General features: G+C 42.0%; 17 protein-coding genes. 5 read left to right on the plus strand and 12 right to left on the minus strand.

What is annotated here, in order from left to right; all coding sequences use genetic code 11:
- Positions 1 to 18: 18 nt before the first annotated feature.
- The 3 genes from FHW88_RS07085 to FHW88_RS07095 are packed head-to-tail and all read right to left on the minus strand — an operon-like array spanning position 19 to position 1,662.
- Entirely contained in the window at positions 19 to 609 is a 591-nt protein-coding gene (locus FHW88_RS07085; RefSeq protein WP_090525003.1) for a hypothetical protein, read from the minus strand.
- Complete coding sequence (locus FHW88_RS07090) at positions 596 to 1,093, minus strand: RNA polymerase sigma factor (protein ID WP_090525007.1); 498 nt, start codon at positions 1,091 to 1,093, stop codon at positions 596 to 598. Before FHW88_RS07090 ends, FHW88_RS07085 begins: the two co-directional genes overlap by 14 nt.
- A gap of 41 nt (positions 1,094 to 1,134) precedes the next feature.
- Positions 1,135 to 1,662, minus strand: coding sequence for a hypothetical protein (locus FHW88_RS07095; RefSeq protein WP_176624182.1), 528 nt, complete (start codon positions 1,660 to 1,662; stop codon positions 1,135 to 1,137).
- 269 nt (positions 1,663 to 1,931) lie between these two features.
- On the opposite strand from FHW88_RS07095, the gene FHW88_RS07100 reads away from it, so the two are divergent.
- The 4 genes from FHW88_RS07100 (at position 1,932) to rpmA (ending at position 5,107) form a co-directional block, all read left to right on the plus strand.
- Positions 1,932 to 3,323 carry a dicarboxylate/amino acid:cation symporter gene (locus FHW88_RS07100; RefSeq protein WP_176624184.1) on the plus strand — a complete coding sequence of 464 codons (1,392 nt, stop codon included), beginning with the start codon at positions 1,932 to 1,934 and terminating at the stop codon, positions 3,321 to 3,323.
- A 421-nt stretch (positions 3,324 to 3,744) separates the two neighbouring features.
- Positions 3,745 to 4,251 (plus strand): hypothetical protein, encoded by a 507-nt coding sequence (locus FHW88_RS07105; RefSeq protein ID WP_176624186.1) that lies wholly within the window; start codon positions 3,745 to 3,747, stop codon positions 4,249 to 4,251.
- A gap of 75 nt (positions 4,252 to 4,326) precedes the next feature.
- On the plus strand, positions 4,327 to 4,635 hold the full coding sequence (gene rplU / locus FHW88_RS07110) for a 50S ribosomal protein L21 (RefSeq protein ID WP_090467954.1): 309 nt from the start codon (positions 4,327 to 4,329) through the stop codon (positions 4,633 to 4,635).
- Positions 4,636 to 4,684: 49 nt separating this feature from the next.
- Positions 4,685 to 5,107, plus strand: a complete 423-nt coding sequence (gene rpmA / locus FHW88_RS07115) for a 50S ribosomal protein L27 (protein WP_176624188.1) — start codon at positions 4,685 to 4,687, stop codon at positions 5,105 to 5,107.
- A 66-nt stretch (positions 5,108 to 5,173) separates the two neighbouring features.
- Here the strand turns inward: rpmA and FHW88_RS07120 are convergent, their stop codons facing one another.
- From FHW88_RS07120 to pbpC, 9 genes are all read right to left on the minus strand, one after another.
- The gene (locus FHW88_RS07120; RefSeq protein WP_176624190.1) at positions 5,174 to 5,593 is read right to left on the minus strand and encodes an energy transducer TonB; all 420 of its coding nucleotides are present in this window, start codon (positions 5,591 to 5,593) and stop codon (positions 5,174 to 5,176) included.
- Between the two features lie 4 nt (positions 5,594 to 5,597).
- Complete coding sequence (locus FHW88_RS07125) at positions 5,598 to 7,190, minus strand: M1 family metallopeptidase (protein ID WP_176624192.1); 1,593 nt, start codon at positions 7,188 to 7,190, stop codon at positions 5,598 to 5,600.
- 6 nt (positions 7,191 to 7,196) lie between these two features.
- Positions 7,197 to 7,592 carry an energy transducer TonB gene (locus FHW88_RS07130; protein WP_176624194.1) on the minus strand — a complete coding sequence of 132 codons (396 nt, stop codon included), beginning with the start codon at positions 7,590 to 7,592 and terminating at the stop codon, positions 7,197 to 7,199.
- 37 nt (positions 7,593 to 7,629) lie between these two features.
- The gene (locus FHW88_RS07135; protein WP_176624196.1) at positions 7,630 to 8,019 is read right to left on the minus strand and encodes a TonB family protein; all 390 of its coding nucleotides are present in this window, start codon (positions 8,017 to 8,019) and stop codon (positions 7,630 to 7,632) included.
- Between the two features lie 13 nt (positions 8,020 to 8,032).
- On the minus strand, positions 8,033 to 9,007 hold the full coding sequence (locus tag FHW88_RS07140; protein WP_090525026.1) for a polyprenyl synthetase family protein: 975 nt from the start codon (positions 9,005 to 9,007) through the stop codon (positions 8,033 to 8,035).
- Between the two features lie 89 nt (positions 9,008 to 9,096).
- Positions 9,097 to 11,235: a ribonuclease R gene (gene rnr / locus FHW88_RS07145; RefSeq protein ID WP_176624198.1), complete on the minus strand. Its 2,139-nt coding sequence runs from the start codon at positions 11,233 to 11,235 to the stop codon at positions 9,097 to 9,099.
- A gap of 77 nt (positions 11,236 to 11,312) precedes the next feature.
- The gene (locus tag FHW88_RS07150) at positions 11,313 to 13,010 is read right to left on the minus strand and encodes an ABC transporter ATP-binding protein (protein WP_176624200.1); all 1,698 of its coding nucleotides are present in this window, start codon (positions 13,008 to 13,010) and stop codon (positions 11,313 to 11,315) included.
- 2 nt (positions 13,011 to 13,012) lie between these two features.
- Positions 13,013 to 13,720, minus strand: a complete 708-nt coding sequence (locus FHW88_RS07155) for a 3'-5' exonuclease (RefSeq protein ID WP_176624202.1) — start codon at positions 13,718 to 13,720, stop codon at positions 13,013 to 13,015.
- A 99-nt stretch (positions 13,721 to 13,819) separates the two neighbouring features.
- On the minus strand, positions 13,820 to 16,210 hold the full coding sequence (gene pbpC, locus FHW88_RS07160) for a penicillin-binding protein 1C (RefSeq protein WP_176624205.1): 2,391 nt from the start codon (positions 16,208 to 16,210) through the stop codon (positions 13,820 to 13,822).
- Positions 16,211 to 16,292: 82 nt separating this feature from the next.
- On the opposite strand from pbpC, the gene FHW88_RS07165 reads away from it, so the two are divergent.
- A complete protein-coding gene (locus FHW88_RS07165) occupies positions 16,293 to 17,018 on the plus strand; it encodes a glycosyltransferase family 2 protein (RefSeq protein WP_090525035.1) in 726 nt (241 codons plus the stop codon).
- Positions 17,019 to 17,242 lie beyond the last annotated feature (224 nt).

The following is a 17,242-nucleotide window of genomic DNA, read 5'->3' on the forward strand; positions in this document are numbered from 1 at the left end:
TCTAAACAAACTACCTTTTCAATCAAATTGCTCTTTCAACCTTACTAACCTGTCAATCATGAGATTTAATTTTTCTTCCTCATTTTTAAACATTCGGGGTTTAAGGTAAAACGTGGTGAACAAAAACCAGATCCCGATTGATGTATAGGTGACTATTTTAAAGGTGAGTGATGAATGTTCAAGTACCTCGATAAAATACATGGCTAAACCGGCGCTTAGCAACAATATATAGGTATAATAAAACCAGCCTATAACTTTGCTCCGGTTTTTTTGATATGCTTTGAGGCTGTCAAGATATTCGGCAGGATTGAGGGTTGCATCGCGCTTACTCAAAATGTGATAATGACGTACCATTAACGAAAGATACATCAACATGGTTACCAGTACGATGAGGATCCCGATAGTAGTAACTGCAGACTTAAATGCCAGAAAAAAAGTGACGACAAAAGCAAACGCAACGGTTACAACCATGGCCACAATACTCCAGTATAACTTTTGGGTTATACTCCTTATTCCCTTCTTTACCTGCTTCAGCACCTCATCCACCGAAAGCTGATCTGGTTTTGGCTGTCCCTGCCAAACCGACATCAAATGATCAAAGTCTTTCATACTGGTTATATAACTCCGTTAATTTTTGTTTTATACGATAAATTTTCACCCTCAGGTTCCCTTCTGATATACCCGAAATTTCAGCAATTTCGGGGTATGGCACCTCATCAAGTACCATAGTTATAATAATCCTTTCTGATTCTTCCAGTTTTGAAATACACTTATAGAGCAAAGCTACCTGCTCGTTTTTATCCGATAGTTCTTCTCGTTTTGTTTCTGCTAATTGTGGGGTTAGTTCGTCTTTGGCCTGGCGTTTTTCCGAGCGCAAATAGGTTAAACAGGTATTTACAGCAATGCGGTAAATCCAGGTTGATATCATGGCCTGGTTACGGAATTTCTCTAAATTTTGCCAAACCTTTAAAAAGGTTTCCTGTAGCAGGTCGTTGGCGGCATCGTCATCGCCGGTATAACCATAGCACAGATGGAATATCTTTTTAGAATTAGCTTCATATATCTGCTTGAATGCTGCTTCTTTGTTGGCCACTTCAGTTAATTTTATATTTAGACGATGTTAAGCTTTATATGTTACAACAAGTGATCATTCTTTTTAAACCAGCCCAGCTTGCTTTCGGCATCGCTTATTAGTTTATTGTAACTGTCCTGGTAATCAAACTGTAAGTCTTCGTGGAGCTTATTGATTAAGCCACGGATCTTTTCAACCTGCCTTATTAATATCAGCCTTAAAGGCTTGTATGATGTACGCCTGTCGGCATATTCAAGGTAATTTTCGCAAAAATTGATCAGCAATTCAATCTCAGCACCTTTTGATGCCATAAACTTGATGTATTTACTCAGCAATCTCAATATTTTGCGCATGCCCTTTGCAGCGTTGTAACTTAATGATGATAACTGGCTGAACATGAAGCCGGCTTCGGCTTTTACTTTTTCTACAAAGGCGGCTTCATCATGGGCTTCAAAAAGCAGGTAGGCCAACAGCTCTTTGTTTTCCTTTTTGTAGCGTGCCAGGCGCAGCATTAATTCGGCCAGCTGCTCGTTAGGCAGGTGCTGAATTTCTTTTTTTATATGCTGTAATCCGTAGGCGGTAGTAGTCATGTTGTAAATAAGCAGGCAAAATACTAATTGTTTAAATATTTTTCACGAATTGCATTTAAGCTTGATTCAATTAGAACGAATTACACGAATGGGTCTACTAATTATATTGATGTAATTAATGTAGTTCGCAAAATTAGTTAAGAAATTAAAATAGCGTTTGCTGGGGCAACGATTTTATTTCCTCATCCGATTTAAACGGAAAATAGAATATTCCCATAGCAGTTTAAACAGCGCGTAAATTTTGTAGTTTTGCAGGCTTATTAAATTAAATGAAAAAAAGCAGACTGACGCTCTTCATTTTTATCGCACTGGTATTGGGTGTGATAGCCGGTTATATTTATAACACCTACGTTTTCGCCGATCTTAATAAACAACTCAGTACCGCAGGTGCTGCAATTAAAAGTATCGACAAAAAAATAGAAGCATTACCCGATACCTCAGTTGCAGCCTACAAAGACCTTAAGTTACAAAGAATTGCCCAGGTTAAATTGCAAGGCCAGGCTACAGATGTGCGGGAGGATAAACTTGAGCTTTATAACATCCTGAGCAAGATTTTTCTTAACCTCATTAAAATGATTGTGGCTCCATTGGTGTTTACCACATTGGTGGTAGGCGTAGCCAAGGTAGGGGATATCAAAGCCGTTGGCAGGATAGGTGGCAAAACCATGCTCTGGTTTATCAGCGCTACGCTGGTATCCTTATTATTAGGGATGCTATTGGTTAACCTGTTTGAGCCAGGCAAAACCATGCATTTGCCACTGCCTGATAGTCATTTAAGTACAGGCATTAAAAAAACGGCATTATCATTAACCGAATTCGTTGGTCACGTTTTCCCTAAGAGTTTTATTGAGGCAATGGCCAATAATGAGATCTTACAGATTGTGGTGTTCTCTTTGTTTTTTGGCGTAGCTACCGCTGCTATAGGTGAGCAAGGTAAAATAGTGATCAAAGCGATGGATGCTTTTGCCCATGTGATTATGAAGATTACCGGGTATGTGATGAAAATGGCCCCTTTAGCTGTATTTGGTGCCATAACTGCGGTAGTGGCCAAGCAGGGAATAGGTGTACTTTCAACCTATGGTATTTTTATCAGCGAGTTTTATTTTTCGCTCATCGTACTTTGGTCTGTGATTATATTGGCGGGATACATTGTATTAAGAAAGCCGGTGTTCAGGCTGCTTAACAGTATTAAAGATGCTATGTTGATAGCATTTAGTACCTCCACAAGTGAAGCGGCTTATCCAAAGGTATTGGAAGAACTGGAGAAATTTGGTTGCAGTAATAAAATAGTAAGCTTTGTATTACCGTTGGGGTATTCATTTAATTTGGATGGTTCCATGATGTATATGACCTTTGCGTCGTTATTCCTGGCGCAATCATATGATATTCATCTTTCATTCGGGCACCAGTTATCCATGTTGCTGGTGCTGATGCTTACCAGCAAAGGAGTGGCGGGTGTACCGAGGGCTTCGCTGGTGGTTATAGCAGGTACGCTGGCAATGTTCAATATCCCGGAAGCTGGTTTGTTTTTGCTGATAGGCATTGATCCACTGCTTGATATGGGACGTTCAGCCACAAACGTATTAGGCAACGCTATGGCTACAGCGGTTGTGAGTAAGTGGGAAGGAGAAGAAGTAGGTACCCAAATAATAAGAGAATAAAACATGCCTTCATTGTGGGAAACCTGGAATCAGCGGTGATGGTGCACAAAATATATTTCAGGGATATGCGCAGGGGCCGCGTTAGGGATTGCAGTGTAAAGCCCACAGCGCGGGTTGGGGTTGCGGGCAGGAAAGGCGAGGACTTGTAACGGAAAGCCCGGCCGCAGGCAACGCCCAAGTTTATAAATAGATAAAAACATTCAATAATCAACAGCTTACAAGTACGTCATTACAAGGAATAAGACAAAAACCCAAAGAGAACTCATTAATACCTATAAAATCAAATTATAGCTATCAATTAATAACGTCTGATAAAACATAGGCGCTCTGTAAAGTTCGCGATTGCTTCGTACCTCGCAATGACGGGCGAAGAAATAAATTCACTAACTCACTAATTCAATAATTCACTAATTACTTACATATGTCTCCCCGTTTAAAAAAAGTATTCCTGATCATGACTGTTGTGGTGCCGTTTATACTGTACTGCGTTTATTATTATGGTATGATGATCAAGAATGCACCATACCGTTTTGTTGATTTTGAATCGATCAGTTTCCAATATGGTCATAAGGATAGCCTTGTGAACAAATATGATTCACATACCGGCATGTTCCAATATCTCGACAAGCGTGATTCGTTGGTTAAAGAGCATTTACGTTTAACCAAAGACGACCTGTTATACCTCCACCGTAAAGCTGCCGATCTGGGTTTCTGGGATTTTCCGTCGAAGGAAACGGGTGATACGTCAAAAGTTGCTGATGGAAAAGCTGTTCGGTACATTATTGAGTTCAAATACAAGGAAAAAACCAAGCGCGTGATCTTTGATACTGATTACTTTGGTAATCCTAAACTAATTGATGCTAATCAGCGATTGATAGCCGAGATTCAGAAAAAACTTACCGACGTAGAGAACCGTGGTAAAAAATAAAATATTGGGATGTTGTTTATTAAATAATCAATCCCTATATTTGCACCTCGAAATTTAAAACAATATTTAACAAACATGTACGCAATAGTAAGTATAGCAGGACAGCAATTTAAAGTTGCCAAAGACCAGCAGATCTTTGTACACAGGTTACAAGGCGATGAAGGCGCTAGTATTGAATTTGACAGTGTATTGTTAGCAGAAAACGAAGGTAAATTCAAATTAGGTTCTGATTTGAAAGGCGCTAAAGTATCGGCTAAGATCGTGTCACATTTAAAAGGTGATAAAGTAATTATCTTCAAAAAGAAAAGAAGAAAAGGTTACAAAAAGAAAAACGGTCACCGTCAGCAATTTACCAAAATCGAGATCACCGGTATTACATTATAATTAAAGGTTGAACCGGAGTTGTTCTGCAATTCCATAAAAGATATAAAAAATGGCACATAAGAAAGGGGCCGGTAGTTCAAGAAACGGTCGTGAGTCACATAGCAAGCGTTTAGGTATCAAAATTTTCGGTGGTCAGCCAGCAATTGCAGGTAACATCATCGTACGTCAGCGTGGTACTAAACACAACCCAGGCTTAAACGTTGGTCTTGGTAAAGATCATACTTTATTTGCACTGGCCGAAGGTATCGTAGTTTTCAAAAAGAAAGCTGATAACCGTTCATACGTATCAGTAGTTCCATTTGAAGCTGCTGAAGTTGAAGAAGTAGCTGCACCTGCACCAAAAGCTAAAAAAGAAGCTGTAGCTGTTGAAGCTCCTGCTGCTGAAGAAGCTCCAAAAGCAAAGAAAGCTGCTGCACCAAAAGTTAAAAAAGAAGAAGCTGCTGATGCTGCTGAAGAAACTGTAGCTGAATAATCAGTTAACAAATATTAGGATATAAAAAATCCCGGTCAGTTTTGATCGGGATTTTTTGTGTTGTGATTATTCGTCTTGAGATTGCAGCATAAAACAACTAATAGGAGAACTATACAAAACCCTTACCGGTTTGCCATTAATACGCCCCGGCTTCCATTTTGGTGATTTGTTTACATGAGCAATGAATGCTTTGCACATTGCTTCGTTTATTTTCCTCCTGACATTGGCATGCGTTACACTTCCGTCGGTTTCTATAATCATTTGTATAAGAAAACTGGCCTGTGTATTCTCTTTGTCGTAGTCTTTTGGTATCGGTACTTTAAAAAGATAATTTGTCCACTTTTCTGTGCCTCCGGGAAATTCTGGCTGTACATCTACTGTTTTATAAACTGTTGTATCTGGTTTAACATTCTCCCTTTTAGCTTTGCCTTGTGCAAACAACGCAACAGGTATTATAATCAAGCCAAATACAAGCAGATATCTCATGTGTTTATTCGATGATCAGTTTCTTTAAATAGTAAGTATCAGGATCAATAACCGGCATAGTTTTGCTGGTTATGGTAATGCCTTTTTTATCAAGCGTATAGCGTTTAGTAATGCCATCTGCAGTGATATCAATTGGCAATGGCATATCAATATTGAGCAACTGAACCTGGTATTTATCGCCACGTTGGGCCTTAACATGTACTTCCAGTTTATTGATTGAATAGATGTACAAATCAAACAGCGGCTTGAGATCCTGACCGGCAGCTTTGCTGAAATATTGGATCACATCATCAGTGCTTGCTAAATTGCTATAGGTGTAGCGCGGGTCAGTAACAAAGCCTTTAAGCGTAGGGAAGAAGGTACTATCGCCTATAATATACCTAAGTGTATGCATAAAAAATGCGCCTTTTCCATAAATATCACCATTATAAGCTGATTCTTCATCAATATCTTTCCCGATAACAATAGGGATTTTATTGCCGAATGAGAGTGCCGAGTTTTGGAAGAACTTGAGATAAGCTTTTTCGCCTTCAAATTCCCTTACATACAGCGCATCGCCGTAAGTACAGATGCCTTCATGAATCCAATAATCAGCCCAGTCTTTGGCGGTTACTTTGTTTCCCCACCATTCGTGACCAAATTCGTGGTGCATCAGGCCATCGTAATCTTCGCCCCCAACTTTGGTGTATTTAAATTTGGCACCGTAAGCATTCATGGTTTGATGCTCCATGCCCAGGTGAGGAGTTTCAACTATGCCTATCTTTTCTTTTACCCAGGGATATTCACCAAAATATTTCTCCTGCTCTTTGATGGTTTTTACAAAAATATCGAGGTGATGCTCGGCTTTGGCGGCATGTTCCTTTAATACATAAAACTGGATAGGTACATTATGCCCATCTACAGTAGTATACGGACGAGTTACTATGGTATAGTCACCTGCATTGAACAAGATACTGTAATTGTTAATGGTGTATTTGGTTTGCCAATGGAAAGTTGCTGTTCCCTTTTGTTTGCTTACACTTTTTAATAATCCTGGGCCGGCAACTACAAGATCTTTAGGAACGGTGATGAACATGTCTACACCCTCGTTTGGTTCGTCGGAGGGGTGATCTTTACAAGGGAAATACAATTTGCCGCCTGTACCTTCGGCCGTGATGGCCATCCACTGGTGTCTGGTCGAGTCTTGTGTCCAGATAAAACCGTCGTCCCATGGTGGGCGACGGGCAACATGGGGCTTACCGCCATAAATTACTTTCACGCTTGCTTTACCTGCTGACAATTCTTTGGCTGTATTAATTGTAATTAGATTGTTTTTGTAGTCAAAAGGTTCTTGTTTACCATTTACCAATATTTTGCTGATAGTTAAAGAATCTAACAGGTCAAACAATAAGACTTTGGTAGGCTGTGCCATAATTACATCAATGGTGGCGAAACCGTCGATAGTTTTTTGTACAGGATCAACAGCAAGCGAAATGGTATAATGTCGCACATCCATAATGGCTTGTTCTGGTTTAAGTTTTCCGCCAGATGTTAGGGTTTGGGCATGAACATATCCCGCAAAAAAGAGGATAGTTGAAATTAATATGACTTTTTTCATAGAATATTAATGGCTACGTTTAAAGTTAATGGGTAAAGCATATTGAACCCTTACAGGCTGACCTCCCCGCATACCGGGTTTCCAAGGGGGAGACATTTTTATAAGCCGTAGCGCTTCTGCATCCGTTGCTTCAGATAAGCTTTTGGCAATTTTTACATCGCTAAGGCTTCCATCTTTTTCTACTACAAATAGAACATATACTCTGCCTTCAATTGTTTCTCCTTTGGGATATTTAAAATTTTCATCAATGAACATGGCGAGCCTATGGAGCCCACCCGGAAATACAGGAACTTGTTCAACTGATGTAAATATGGGTTCTTTAGCCTTTGTTGTATCAGTTGTTTGAGCTTTTGCTGCCAGGGCTCCCATTATGAACATCGCAGCTGACAAGATTCTTTTCATTTACCCTTTGTTCCTTAGTGAAATTTATGATAATTGATCAATTAACTTTTGTGCTATCTAAAACCTGTACAGCCTGCATTGTATAAAATTGTATGGGGACGGAATATTTTGATTTGATAAAATGACCGTCACGCATTGCAGGGACCCATCTTTCTGACAGGGCGATCACTCGTAAAGCTTCTTTATTAAAAGGTTGGCTCATCCCTTTAACAACTTTCAAGTCGGTTAAACGGCCGTCGTTTTCAACAAAAAAGCTTATGGTAACAATGCCTTCTCCGCCGCTTACATCTTTTGGCCATTTCAAATTTTCTTTTAAAAAATCATGAAAAGCCTTGTCGCCTCCACGAAAATGCGGCGGCGTTAGTTTTTGGGCTTTCGCGCTTATTGAGCAAATAAGAATGATAAGGATGGGTAAAAATTTCTTCATCCTTAAATATAAATCAATTCTCCCTCACCAGCAAGCCGTCTGCAAAATCTCGCAGGTATTGTTTATGATCTTCGGGCAGATCAATAGCGTCGAGGGCTGCAAAAGCCTTATCAGCATAGGTTTGCATGGCTTTTTCAGCATGCTGCCTGATATCAAGTTCGTTGTAAATGTTTGTTATGGCTTTAACTTTTTCTACGCTGTCAAATTCAATAGCATTTAGCCAATGATTTAAAGTTTGCGCTTGGCTATCTTTAGCCAGTTCAAGTGCGCGGATCAATAAAAAGGTTTTTTTATTGGAGATGATATCGCCGCCAACCTGCTTGCCAAACTTTTCAGGATCGCCATAAACATCCAGTATGTCGTCCTGTAGCTGGAAGGCTATACCAAGGTTAACCCCGAAAGAATCAATCAAATCAGCGTCGGTTAAAGCTGCACCGCCAATGATGGAGCCGATTTTTAATGTACCACCTAACAGTACAGCAGTTTTAAGGCGGATCATGTTGATGTACTCTTCGATACTTACATCGTTACGCTGTTCAAAGCTCATATCAATTTGCTGGCCTTCGCACACGCCGGTCGCAGTATCGTTAAAAACGTCAAGTACATTACGTAAAATGCTGTCATCAACCTTCATCATCATGCGGTTGGCTTCTACCATCATGGCATCGCCGGAGAGGATAGCGACATTGGCGTTCCATTTTTCATGCACAGTTGCTTTGCCACGGCGGAGCGGGGCTTTATCCATAATATCATCATGCATCAGCGTGAAATTATGGAATACCTCTATAGCCAGTGCGGGTTCAATAGCCCTGTCAACGTCGCCGCCAAAAAGGTCACAGGCCAGCAGGAGCAGGGCAGGGCGCATACGTTTTCCGCCAATAGATAAAATATAGCTTATCGGTTCATACAGATCGGCCGGGTAAGCGGGATAGCTTAGTTTGCCTACTGCATCATTTATTAGTAACTGTAACTCTGTAAGTTGTTTCATTTATTTACGGGAACCCTGATTTTCTTGATTTTAGGATCGACTTGATTATAAATATCAGGAAATCCTAAAATCAAGAAAATCACGGTTCATTATTCTTGTACCAATATAAAGTCTATCTGTTTTTTGGTCAGATCAACCTGTTTTACCTTAATCTTTACTTCGTCGCCCAGTTGGTAAATTTTCTTTTTACGCTGACCGATGATGGCATAGTTTTTCTCGTCCAAAGTATAAAAATCGTCCGAGATATCACGCAGGCGGATCATACCCTCGCATTTGTTTTCGATGATCTCCACATACATGCCCCATTCGGTAACGCCCGATATGATACCCATAAAGGTATTGCCAACCTGGTCGCGAAGATACTCAGCTTGTTTGTATTTTACTGAAGAACGCTCTGCATCGGCGGCTTTTTTCTCCATTAAAGAACTGTGCGAACATAGTTTTTCATAAAACTCGGCATTGGCCGATTGTCCGCCATTTAAATAATGAAACAGCAACCGGTGTACCATGACATCAGGATAACGGCGAATTGGCGAGGTGAAGTGCGTATAATGATCAAAAGCCAAACCGTAATGACTGCTGCTTTTAGTGGTATAAATAGCTTTAGCCATGGAGCGGATAGCAAGGTGGGTTAGCACGTTCTGTTCTTTTTTGCCCTCTACGTCTTCCATCAGGTAATTGAGGGATCTTGCTGTTTCCTTGTCAGATTTAGTATTGATTTTATAACCAAACCTGGCTGCAAACTGGGCAAAATTGGCCAGCGCATCGGGCTTGGGCGAATCATGCACACGATAAACAAAAGTGTATTTGTGTTTGCCTTTGCCCATTTTGCTCACCCGCTCGGCTACTTTGCGATTAGCCAGCAACATAAAATCTTCAATGAGCTTGTGGGCGTCTTTGCGTTCTTTTACATAAACGCCTGTTGGTTTGCCGTTTTCATCCAGTTTGAACTTAACTTCGGTAGTTTCAAAACTGATAGCGCCGTTTTTAAATTTACGGTCGCGAAGCTTATAAGCCAGCGCGTTAAGCTTGAATATTTCTTCCTTAAAATCGCCCTCGCCGGTTTCTATTACTTCCTGTACCTCTTCGTAGGTAAAACGCCTGTCGGAGTAAATGACGGTTTTGCCATACCATTCGGTAATGATATTTGCGTTCTCATCCATTTCAAACACTGCCGAAAAGCAGAGTTTTTCTTCTTTAGGGCGAAGAGAGCAAAGGCCGTTTGACAGTCTTTCCGGTAGCATTGGTATAACCCTGTCCACAAGGTAAACTGATGTGGCCCTGTCCAAAGCTTCTTTGTCTAAAGCCGAATCGGGAATGATGTAGTGTGATACGTCGGCAATGTGAACACCGACTTCGTAATTTCCGTTTTCCAGTGCACGGTAGGATAGGGCATCGTCAAAGTCTTTGGCATCAAATGGGTCGATGGTAAAGGTGGTGATGTTTCGGAAATCACGGCGTTTGGCAATTTCTTCGGGCGTGATCGCATCCGGAATTTCTTCAGCATCATGCTCAACCTCGGCAGGAAATGATAGCGGAAAACCATATTCGGCCAGGATGGCGTTCATCTCCGTATCGTTTTCACCCTGGGCTCCTAAGATATGTTTGATCCTTCCGATAGGGTTTTTAGCTTCCGTTGGCCAGTCGGTAATTTCGGCTACAGCTTTGATGCCATTTTTAGCCCCGTTAAGCTCGCTAATGGGGATGAAAATATCGTGCATCATCTTACGATCATCAGGAATAAAAAACGCGTATCGTTCTGAGAGTTTAACAATGCCCGTAAACTCCATTTTGGCGCGCTGCAGAATTTCGATAACCTCGCCTTCTTTGTGCTTGCCTTTACTTTTGGCGTATACATACACTTTTACACGGTCGCCGTTAAGGGCGGTGCGAAGCTTACGAGGAGCGATGAAAATATCGCTTTCAAACTCGTCATCGGTAACGATAAAGGCCGAACCATCGTTGGTAAGGTCAACTACGCCTTCAATAAAGGTTTTAAGTTCAAGCAGCTGGAATTTGCCCGGAGCGATTTCTTTTAATACCGATTTTTTAACCTCGTCTTTTAAGATGTCGTAGATGATCTCGCGCGATTCGGGGTCACGGACGTTTAATTTAGCAGAAACCTGTTTATAATTGAGTGGCGTATTGCCGTTTTGTTCAAATATATCAAGTACCATTTGGGTAAGTACCTGGTGTATAGAAGAGTTGTTTTTCTTACGTTTAGACATAGAATAGTATTTGCATCAAAGATACAGAATTTTGGGACCCTATCTTGGCCCAATAGTGATGGATAAAGCAGTTTTAATCAACCCGGTATTGAAGCGATCAGCCTTTTGGTGTATTCTTCTTTTGGGCGATAATAAATATCGTCGGGATAGCCGGTTTCCAGTATTTCGCCTTTGTTCATCACCATAATCCGGTCGGAGATATGTTTAATCACGGCCAAATCATGCGAAATAAAGATATAGGTCAATTTAAGTTCGTCTTGTAGTTCGCGGATGAGGTTTAATACCTGGGCCTGAACCGATACATCAAGCGCCGATACTGATTCATCGCAAATGATAAATTTAGGCTGGAGCGCCAAAGCCCGGGCAATAACAATCCGTTGCCGTTGTCCGCCCGAAAACTCATGCGGATAACGGTCAAAATGTGCGGGCAGCAGATTGACCCGTTCAAGCAATTCAAGTACCTTTTGTTTGCGGGTTGTATCGTTACTGTAAAACTGATGTACCTGCAATGGCTCCATAAGCGATTGCCCAACGGTAAGCTTAGGATTTAATGATGAGTATGGATCCTGAAAAATGATCTGGATATCTTTTCTGATCTGCCTCAACTCATTTTTTTTAAGTTCACGAAGATCAGTGCCGTCAAAAGAAACCTTGCCCGATGTTGGTTCTATCAACCTTAAAATGCTTCGCCCCAAAGTGGTTTTTCCACAGCCTGATTCGCCGACGAGGCCTAAGGTTTCGCCTGGATATACATCAAAGCTTACATTGTTCACTGCTTTTACAACATGATCTTTCCGTTTGAAAAATCCTGTATCGGTTGGAAACCAGGTGTTTAATTTATCTGCCTTTAACAAAGGCTGCTGTTCATATAGTTTACGCTTTCTCTCGGCGATTTCAGTGTCCGGGTAATGATATAATTCCCTGATGTTTTCTATAGTTACTGCGGGCCTGGCCCCATCCAGAAAATCGGCCACAACAGGGAGCTTTTTCAAATGCTGCTGCGGGGAAGGGCGGCAGGCCAGCAATCCTTTAGTATAAGGGTGCCGGGGATTTGCGAATAGATCTTTTACCGCGGCTTCCTCTATAATCTCGCCTTTGTACATCACCAAAACCCGGTCGGCAATTTCTTTGATCACGCCCAAATCATGCGATATAAAGATCAGGCTCATGTGCCGTTCGGCTTTCAGCTTGTGCAGCAGTTCAATGATGGTTTTTTGCACGGTAACGTCAAGTGCGGTGGTGGGCTCATCGGCAATCAAAATCTCCGGGTTGCAGGCCAAAGCCATCGCTATCATTACCCGTTGTTTTTGTCCGCCCGAAATTTGGTGAGGATAGCTGTTGAATATGGCTTCGGGCCGCGGTAATTGTACTTCTTTAAACAGCTCAATGGTTTTTTGTTTAGCCTCCGCTTTACTTGATCCTAAATGCAACCTGATAGCTTCCGTAAGCTGAAAGCCACAAGTAAGTACCGGGTTAAGCGAGGTCATGGGCTCCTGGAAAATCATGGCTACCTGGTTGCCGCGCACACGCCGCATTTCATCTTCCGATAATTTGCACAGGCATACACCATTTAAAAGTACAGAGCCATCTATTAGGGACTGATCTTCATTAAGCAAACGCATCAGGGCAAGGGAGGTAACAGATTTGCCCGAGCCGGATTCGCCGACAATGCCAATGGTTTCACCTTTGTTAAGTGTAAAAGAAATTCCCTTTACCGCTGTGAACTGGTTTTTACCATTCTTAAAACTAACCGACAGATCACTGACTTTAAGCATTATTAGCCTACAATGGTTATAAATTCGTCTGCTATCAGTTCTTCGCCGCGGTAACGTCTTAATAGTTGTGCTGTAGCTATCACATCTTTTTGGCAATAAGCGCAAATGCGCTCCAACTGGTTTTCATTCCAGTATACGCGGCCTACATCGCTGCCATCTATATCGTCTTTGGAGGTTGGGATATTAAAAATTGTGGTAAGCAGGTTTAAGGAAGTGTAGTGTTTGTGATCGCCAAACTTCCATAATTCCATGGTATCTAAATGGACAATCTCCCAGGGCTTTTTACCCGCTATTTGCAGCTGCGGCGGAATTGGTATGCCGTTTACCAGTAAACGGCGGCAGAGGTACGGGAAATCAAATTCCTTGCCATTATGGGCACATAAAATAAGGTTGGGTGGCTGACTGAACAACAGGTTGCAGAACTTGGTAAGCAGCTCTTTTTCATCATGTGATGCAAATGATTTTACCCTCAACCCAGTATTTTTCCCGGCAGTAAAGATCCCGGCCGAAATGCAAACTATTTTACCAAACTCGGCCCAGATGCCAGCGCGCTCATAATGAATGTCAGCAGGTTCATCTTTGCGTTGATGCCGGGTTTTTAGTTCCCATAAAACCTGCAGATTTTCGGGCAGTTGTTCGTGGGTGCTGTACTGCGGCACAGTTTCGATATCAATTACCAATAAATTATGCAGATCGTACTGTTCAAGCATCCGGTTAAAAATTATCGAGCCAATATAATGATAAAGTTAGTAGATGGTTGCTGCGGACATTTAGTTTACAGAAAAATTAAAATCGATAAGTTGTGTTTTTTATTTCTTCAATACTTCAAACGCTATGCTGATAGTATTGCCGTTGCCATCAACCAACGTAAGAATATGTTTGCCCGGAGGTGGGTTTAAAGCCACCTGGTGAAAATCTTTGGTCTCGCCAACGTACTGATCATCCAGGTGCCAAAAAATCTTCATACCTGGCTGGCGGTGTGCTGCGTTGCAAATCATGCGGCCACGGGTGCCGTCTGCTTCAAGGGGCACGTATATTTTAGCGCCGTTTTTAGGGTAGATGACTTCCATTGTATTTCCATTGTCGGCCTGGGTACAATCCGGGCGAAAGGGCGGGAGTACATGATATTGATAGTTTCTGGCTTTGTAATAATATTCCATAGATGGCGGCAACACAAACCAGCTTTTATTGAGGATGTTATCCGGCGGCTCACAATTACCGTTTACCTGCCATTTGGCATCGGCAGATAAATGCACCAATTGATGGTAAGGACAAACAGGGGCTTTCAGACCGCTTTTGGGTACATATTGCTCATCTGCATCCTGGCAGTATTGCCCGGCCCGGTAGCCGCTTTGTTTGCACACATTTATTTTCACCATTTCGCCCATGGGCATTTCAAACCAATCGCGCGATACGGGCAATAGCCTGAAGATTTCAAACAGGGCAGGTGCAGCTGTGTTAATGCCCGTTAAGCCCGGCCGGCCCTCGCCATCGGTATTGCCAACCCAAACGCCAACAACATATTTAGGAGTAACCCCAATTGCCCATCCATCGCGAAAGCCAAAGCTTGTACCGGTTTTCCAGGCCACCCGCTGGCTCGAGCTAAATTGCTGCCAAAGCATTTCCTCGCCCGGCCGCATCACTTCCTCCATGGCTTGGAAAGTGTAATAAATAGATGCTGCATCCAGCAGCCCGGACTTTTCAAGTTCAGGTTTGGCTGCAGGCTTCTTTTCATAAACAGGATTATGAAAATCGGCAGGGTTATACTTACCGCCGTTTTTGTTGTAATGATTAAGCACACGCGCCATATCAGCATAAGCACCGCTTAATTCCCAAAGTGTGTTTTCCCCCCCGCCCAATATTAACGACAGTCCATAGTGATCGGCAGGTTTGGTTAAAGTGGTGATGCCTGCTTTATGCAAAAAATCATAAAAGCGTTCGTATTTGTATTGCTGCAGCATTTTAACCGCCGGTACATTCAGCGAACGGGATAAGGCCCGCGATGCAGGAACGGCGCCGTCGTAACCCAAATCAAAGTTTTCGGGATGGTAACCCGCGATCATGGTAGGTACATCGGGCATCAGGCTATTGGGTAATATCAGCCCGTCGTGCAGCATTGCCGCGTATAACAGCGGCTTCAGGGTACTTCCGGGGCTTCGCGGGGCGTCTATCACATCAACATCGCTCTCCATTTGCGGGTCTTCCCGGTGGGATATGTTACCGGCATAGGCAAGTGTTGCACCTGTTTCAACATCAAGCACAATGGCGGCAATGTTATTGATATCGTTAGCCTTTAATAAACTATGATGCTGCTCCAGGATATCGTTTACCTGTTGCTGAAGCGACGATTTGATGCTGCCTGTAATGCGGGTATCTCCGTTGGGCTTAGCCTGATGATCGGCTTTAAAACGTTGCAGCAGGTGCGGAGCAAGTTGAGGAAGGGCCATCGGTCTGTCGGGCACAGGCTCGAGCCGGGCAAGGGCTGCGGTTGTACTATCAATGATACCTGCCTTATGCAATTTATCTAATAATGAATTCCGTTTGCGGAGCAGTATGGCCCTGTTCCTGCCGGGATGTACCAGGGATGGCGAGTTAGGCAAAACAGCCATAGCCGCCATTTCGCCCCAGGAAAGTTTATCAGGGCTGCGGCCAAAATATCGCCATGACGCTGCATCCAGCCCAATGACATTGGTGCCGAAGGGGGCGTTACTGGTATATAACGCTAAAATTTCGCTTTTGCTATGGGTTACTTCAAGGCGCATTGCCATGAAAATCTCTTTCAGTTTATTCCAGATATTGCGTTTATGCCTGGTAGCCAGCCTGATCACCTGCATAGTAAGGGTACTGCCACCGCTGCTTACCTTTTTCGAGCTCAGGTTTTGTTTGATGGCCCGGCTAAAAGCAACAATATCAAAGCCGGGGTGATGCTCAAAGCGTTTATCCTCAAAAGTGATAATACATTGTTTGAATTTTTCGGGTACTGTGGGATTATAAGGAAAGCGCCATTGGCCATCATTTGCTATGGATGCACCGAGTAACTGGCCCTGATCATCGTCAATTACGTAGGAGGTGGGACTATTAAATAAAGGATTGGGCAAACAAAACCAAAATATCAGGGTTAAAACAAACAAAAAGAAAAGCGATACTATAACTTTAGGCTTTTTTAAATAACTTTTAGCTCGTTTTAGCACAAATTGCATTACTAAATATAAAAATATTAAGCCAGTTCAGGTTTATACAACTATAATTGTGGCAAAAATCTACGAGGCAATAATACAATAAATGACGATACAAAAATTATCAATTATTATCCCGGCTTACAACGAAGGTAAAACCATACATTTAATTTTGGATAAAATTAAGGAGGTAAACCTTATCAACGATATTGAAAAAGAAGTGATCATTGTAAATGATTGCTCAACGGATGATACAGAAGCAGCTATTTATAAATATAAACTTGCCAACCCCGAAGTTAACATTCAGTACTTTAAGCATGAAGTAAACAAAGGTAAGGGAGCAGCTTTACATACAGGTATAGCAAAAGCTACAGGCGATTACCTGATCATCCAGGATGCCGACCTTGAATATGATCCCGCTGAATACAACGACCTGTTAAAACCCGTAGTAGCAGGTTTTGCCGATGTGGTTTATGGTTCCAGGTTTATGGGAAGTAACCCTCACCGTATCCTGTTTTTTTGGCATACCATTGGCAACAGATGGCTTACCTTTGCTTCAAACATGTTTTCCAATCTTAACCTTACTGATATGGAAACATGCTATAAATTGTTCAATACCAAAGTTATCCAATCCATAAAGCTCACTGAAAAGCGTTTTGGCTTTGAGCCTGAGGTTACCCAAAAGATCTCGAGGGTGCACCGGATCAGGATCTATGAGGTAGGTATTTCCTATTATGGCCGTACTTATGAAGAAGGCAAAAAGATAGGATGGAAGGATGGGGTTAGGGCCATTTACTGTATCCTTAAATATGGCTTGTTTAAATCAAAATAAGAGTTTTTCTGCCGGAGTAGCTTTCATAAACTGTATTTCTTCTTCACGGAAATTATCAGCAAGAACTTGAATGACGAAAGCCGCTTTTTAGAGTGGCCCAATCCATTTTAAATTGCGCACAGGAGATGCAATGTGACGCGTCTCAATATACAAATCAACGTGTTAAACAGGTTCTAAGATGTTTAACATTCAAAAAATAGCTGTCATTAAAACTTAAATCAATG

The organism is Mucilaginibacter sp. SG538B (genome assembly GCF_013376065.1).
In the GTDB taxonomy this organism is placed as follows: Bacteria; Bacteroidota; Bacteroidia; order Sphingobacteriales; family Sphingobacteriaceae; genus Mucilaginibacter; species Mucilaginibacter rubeus.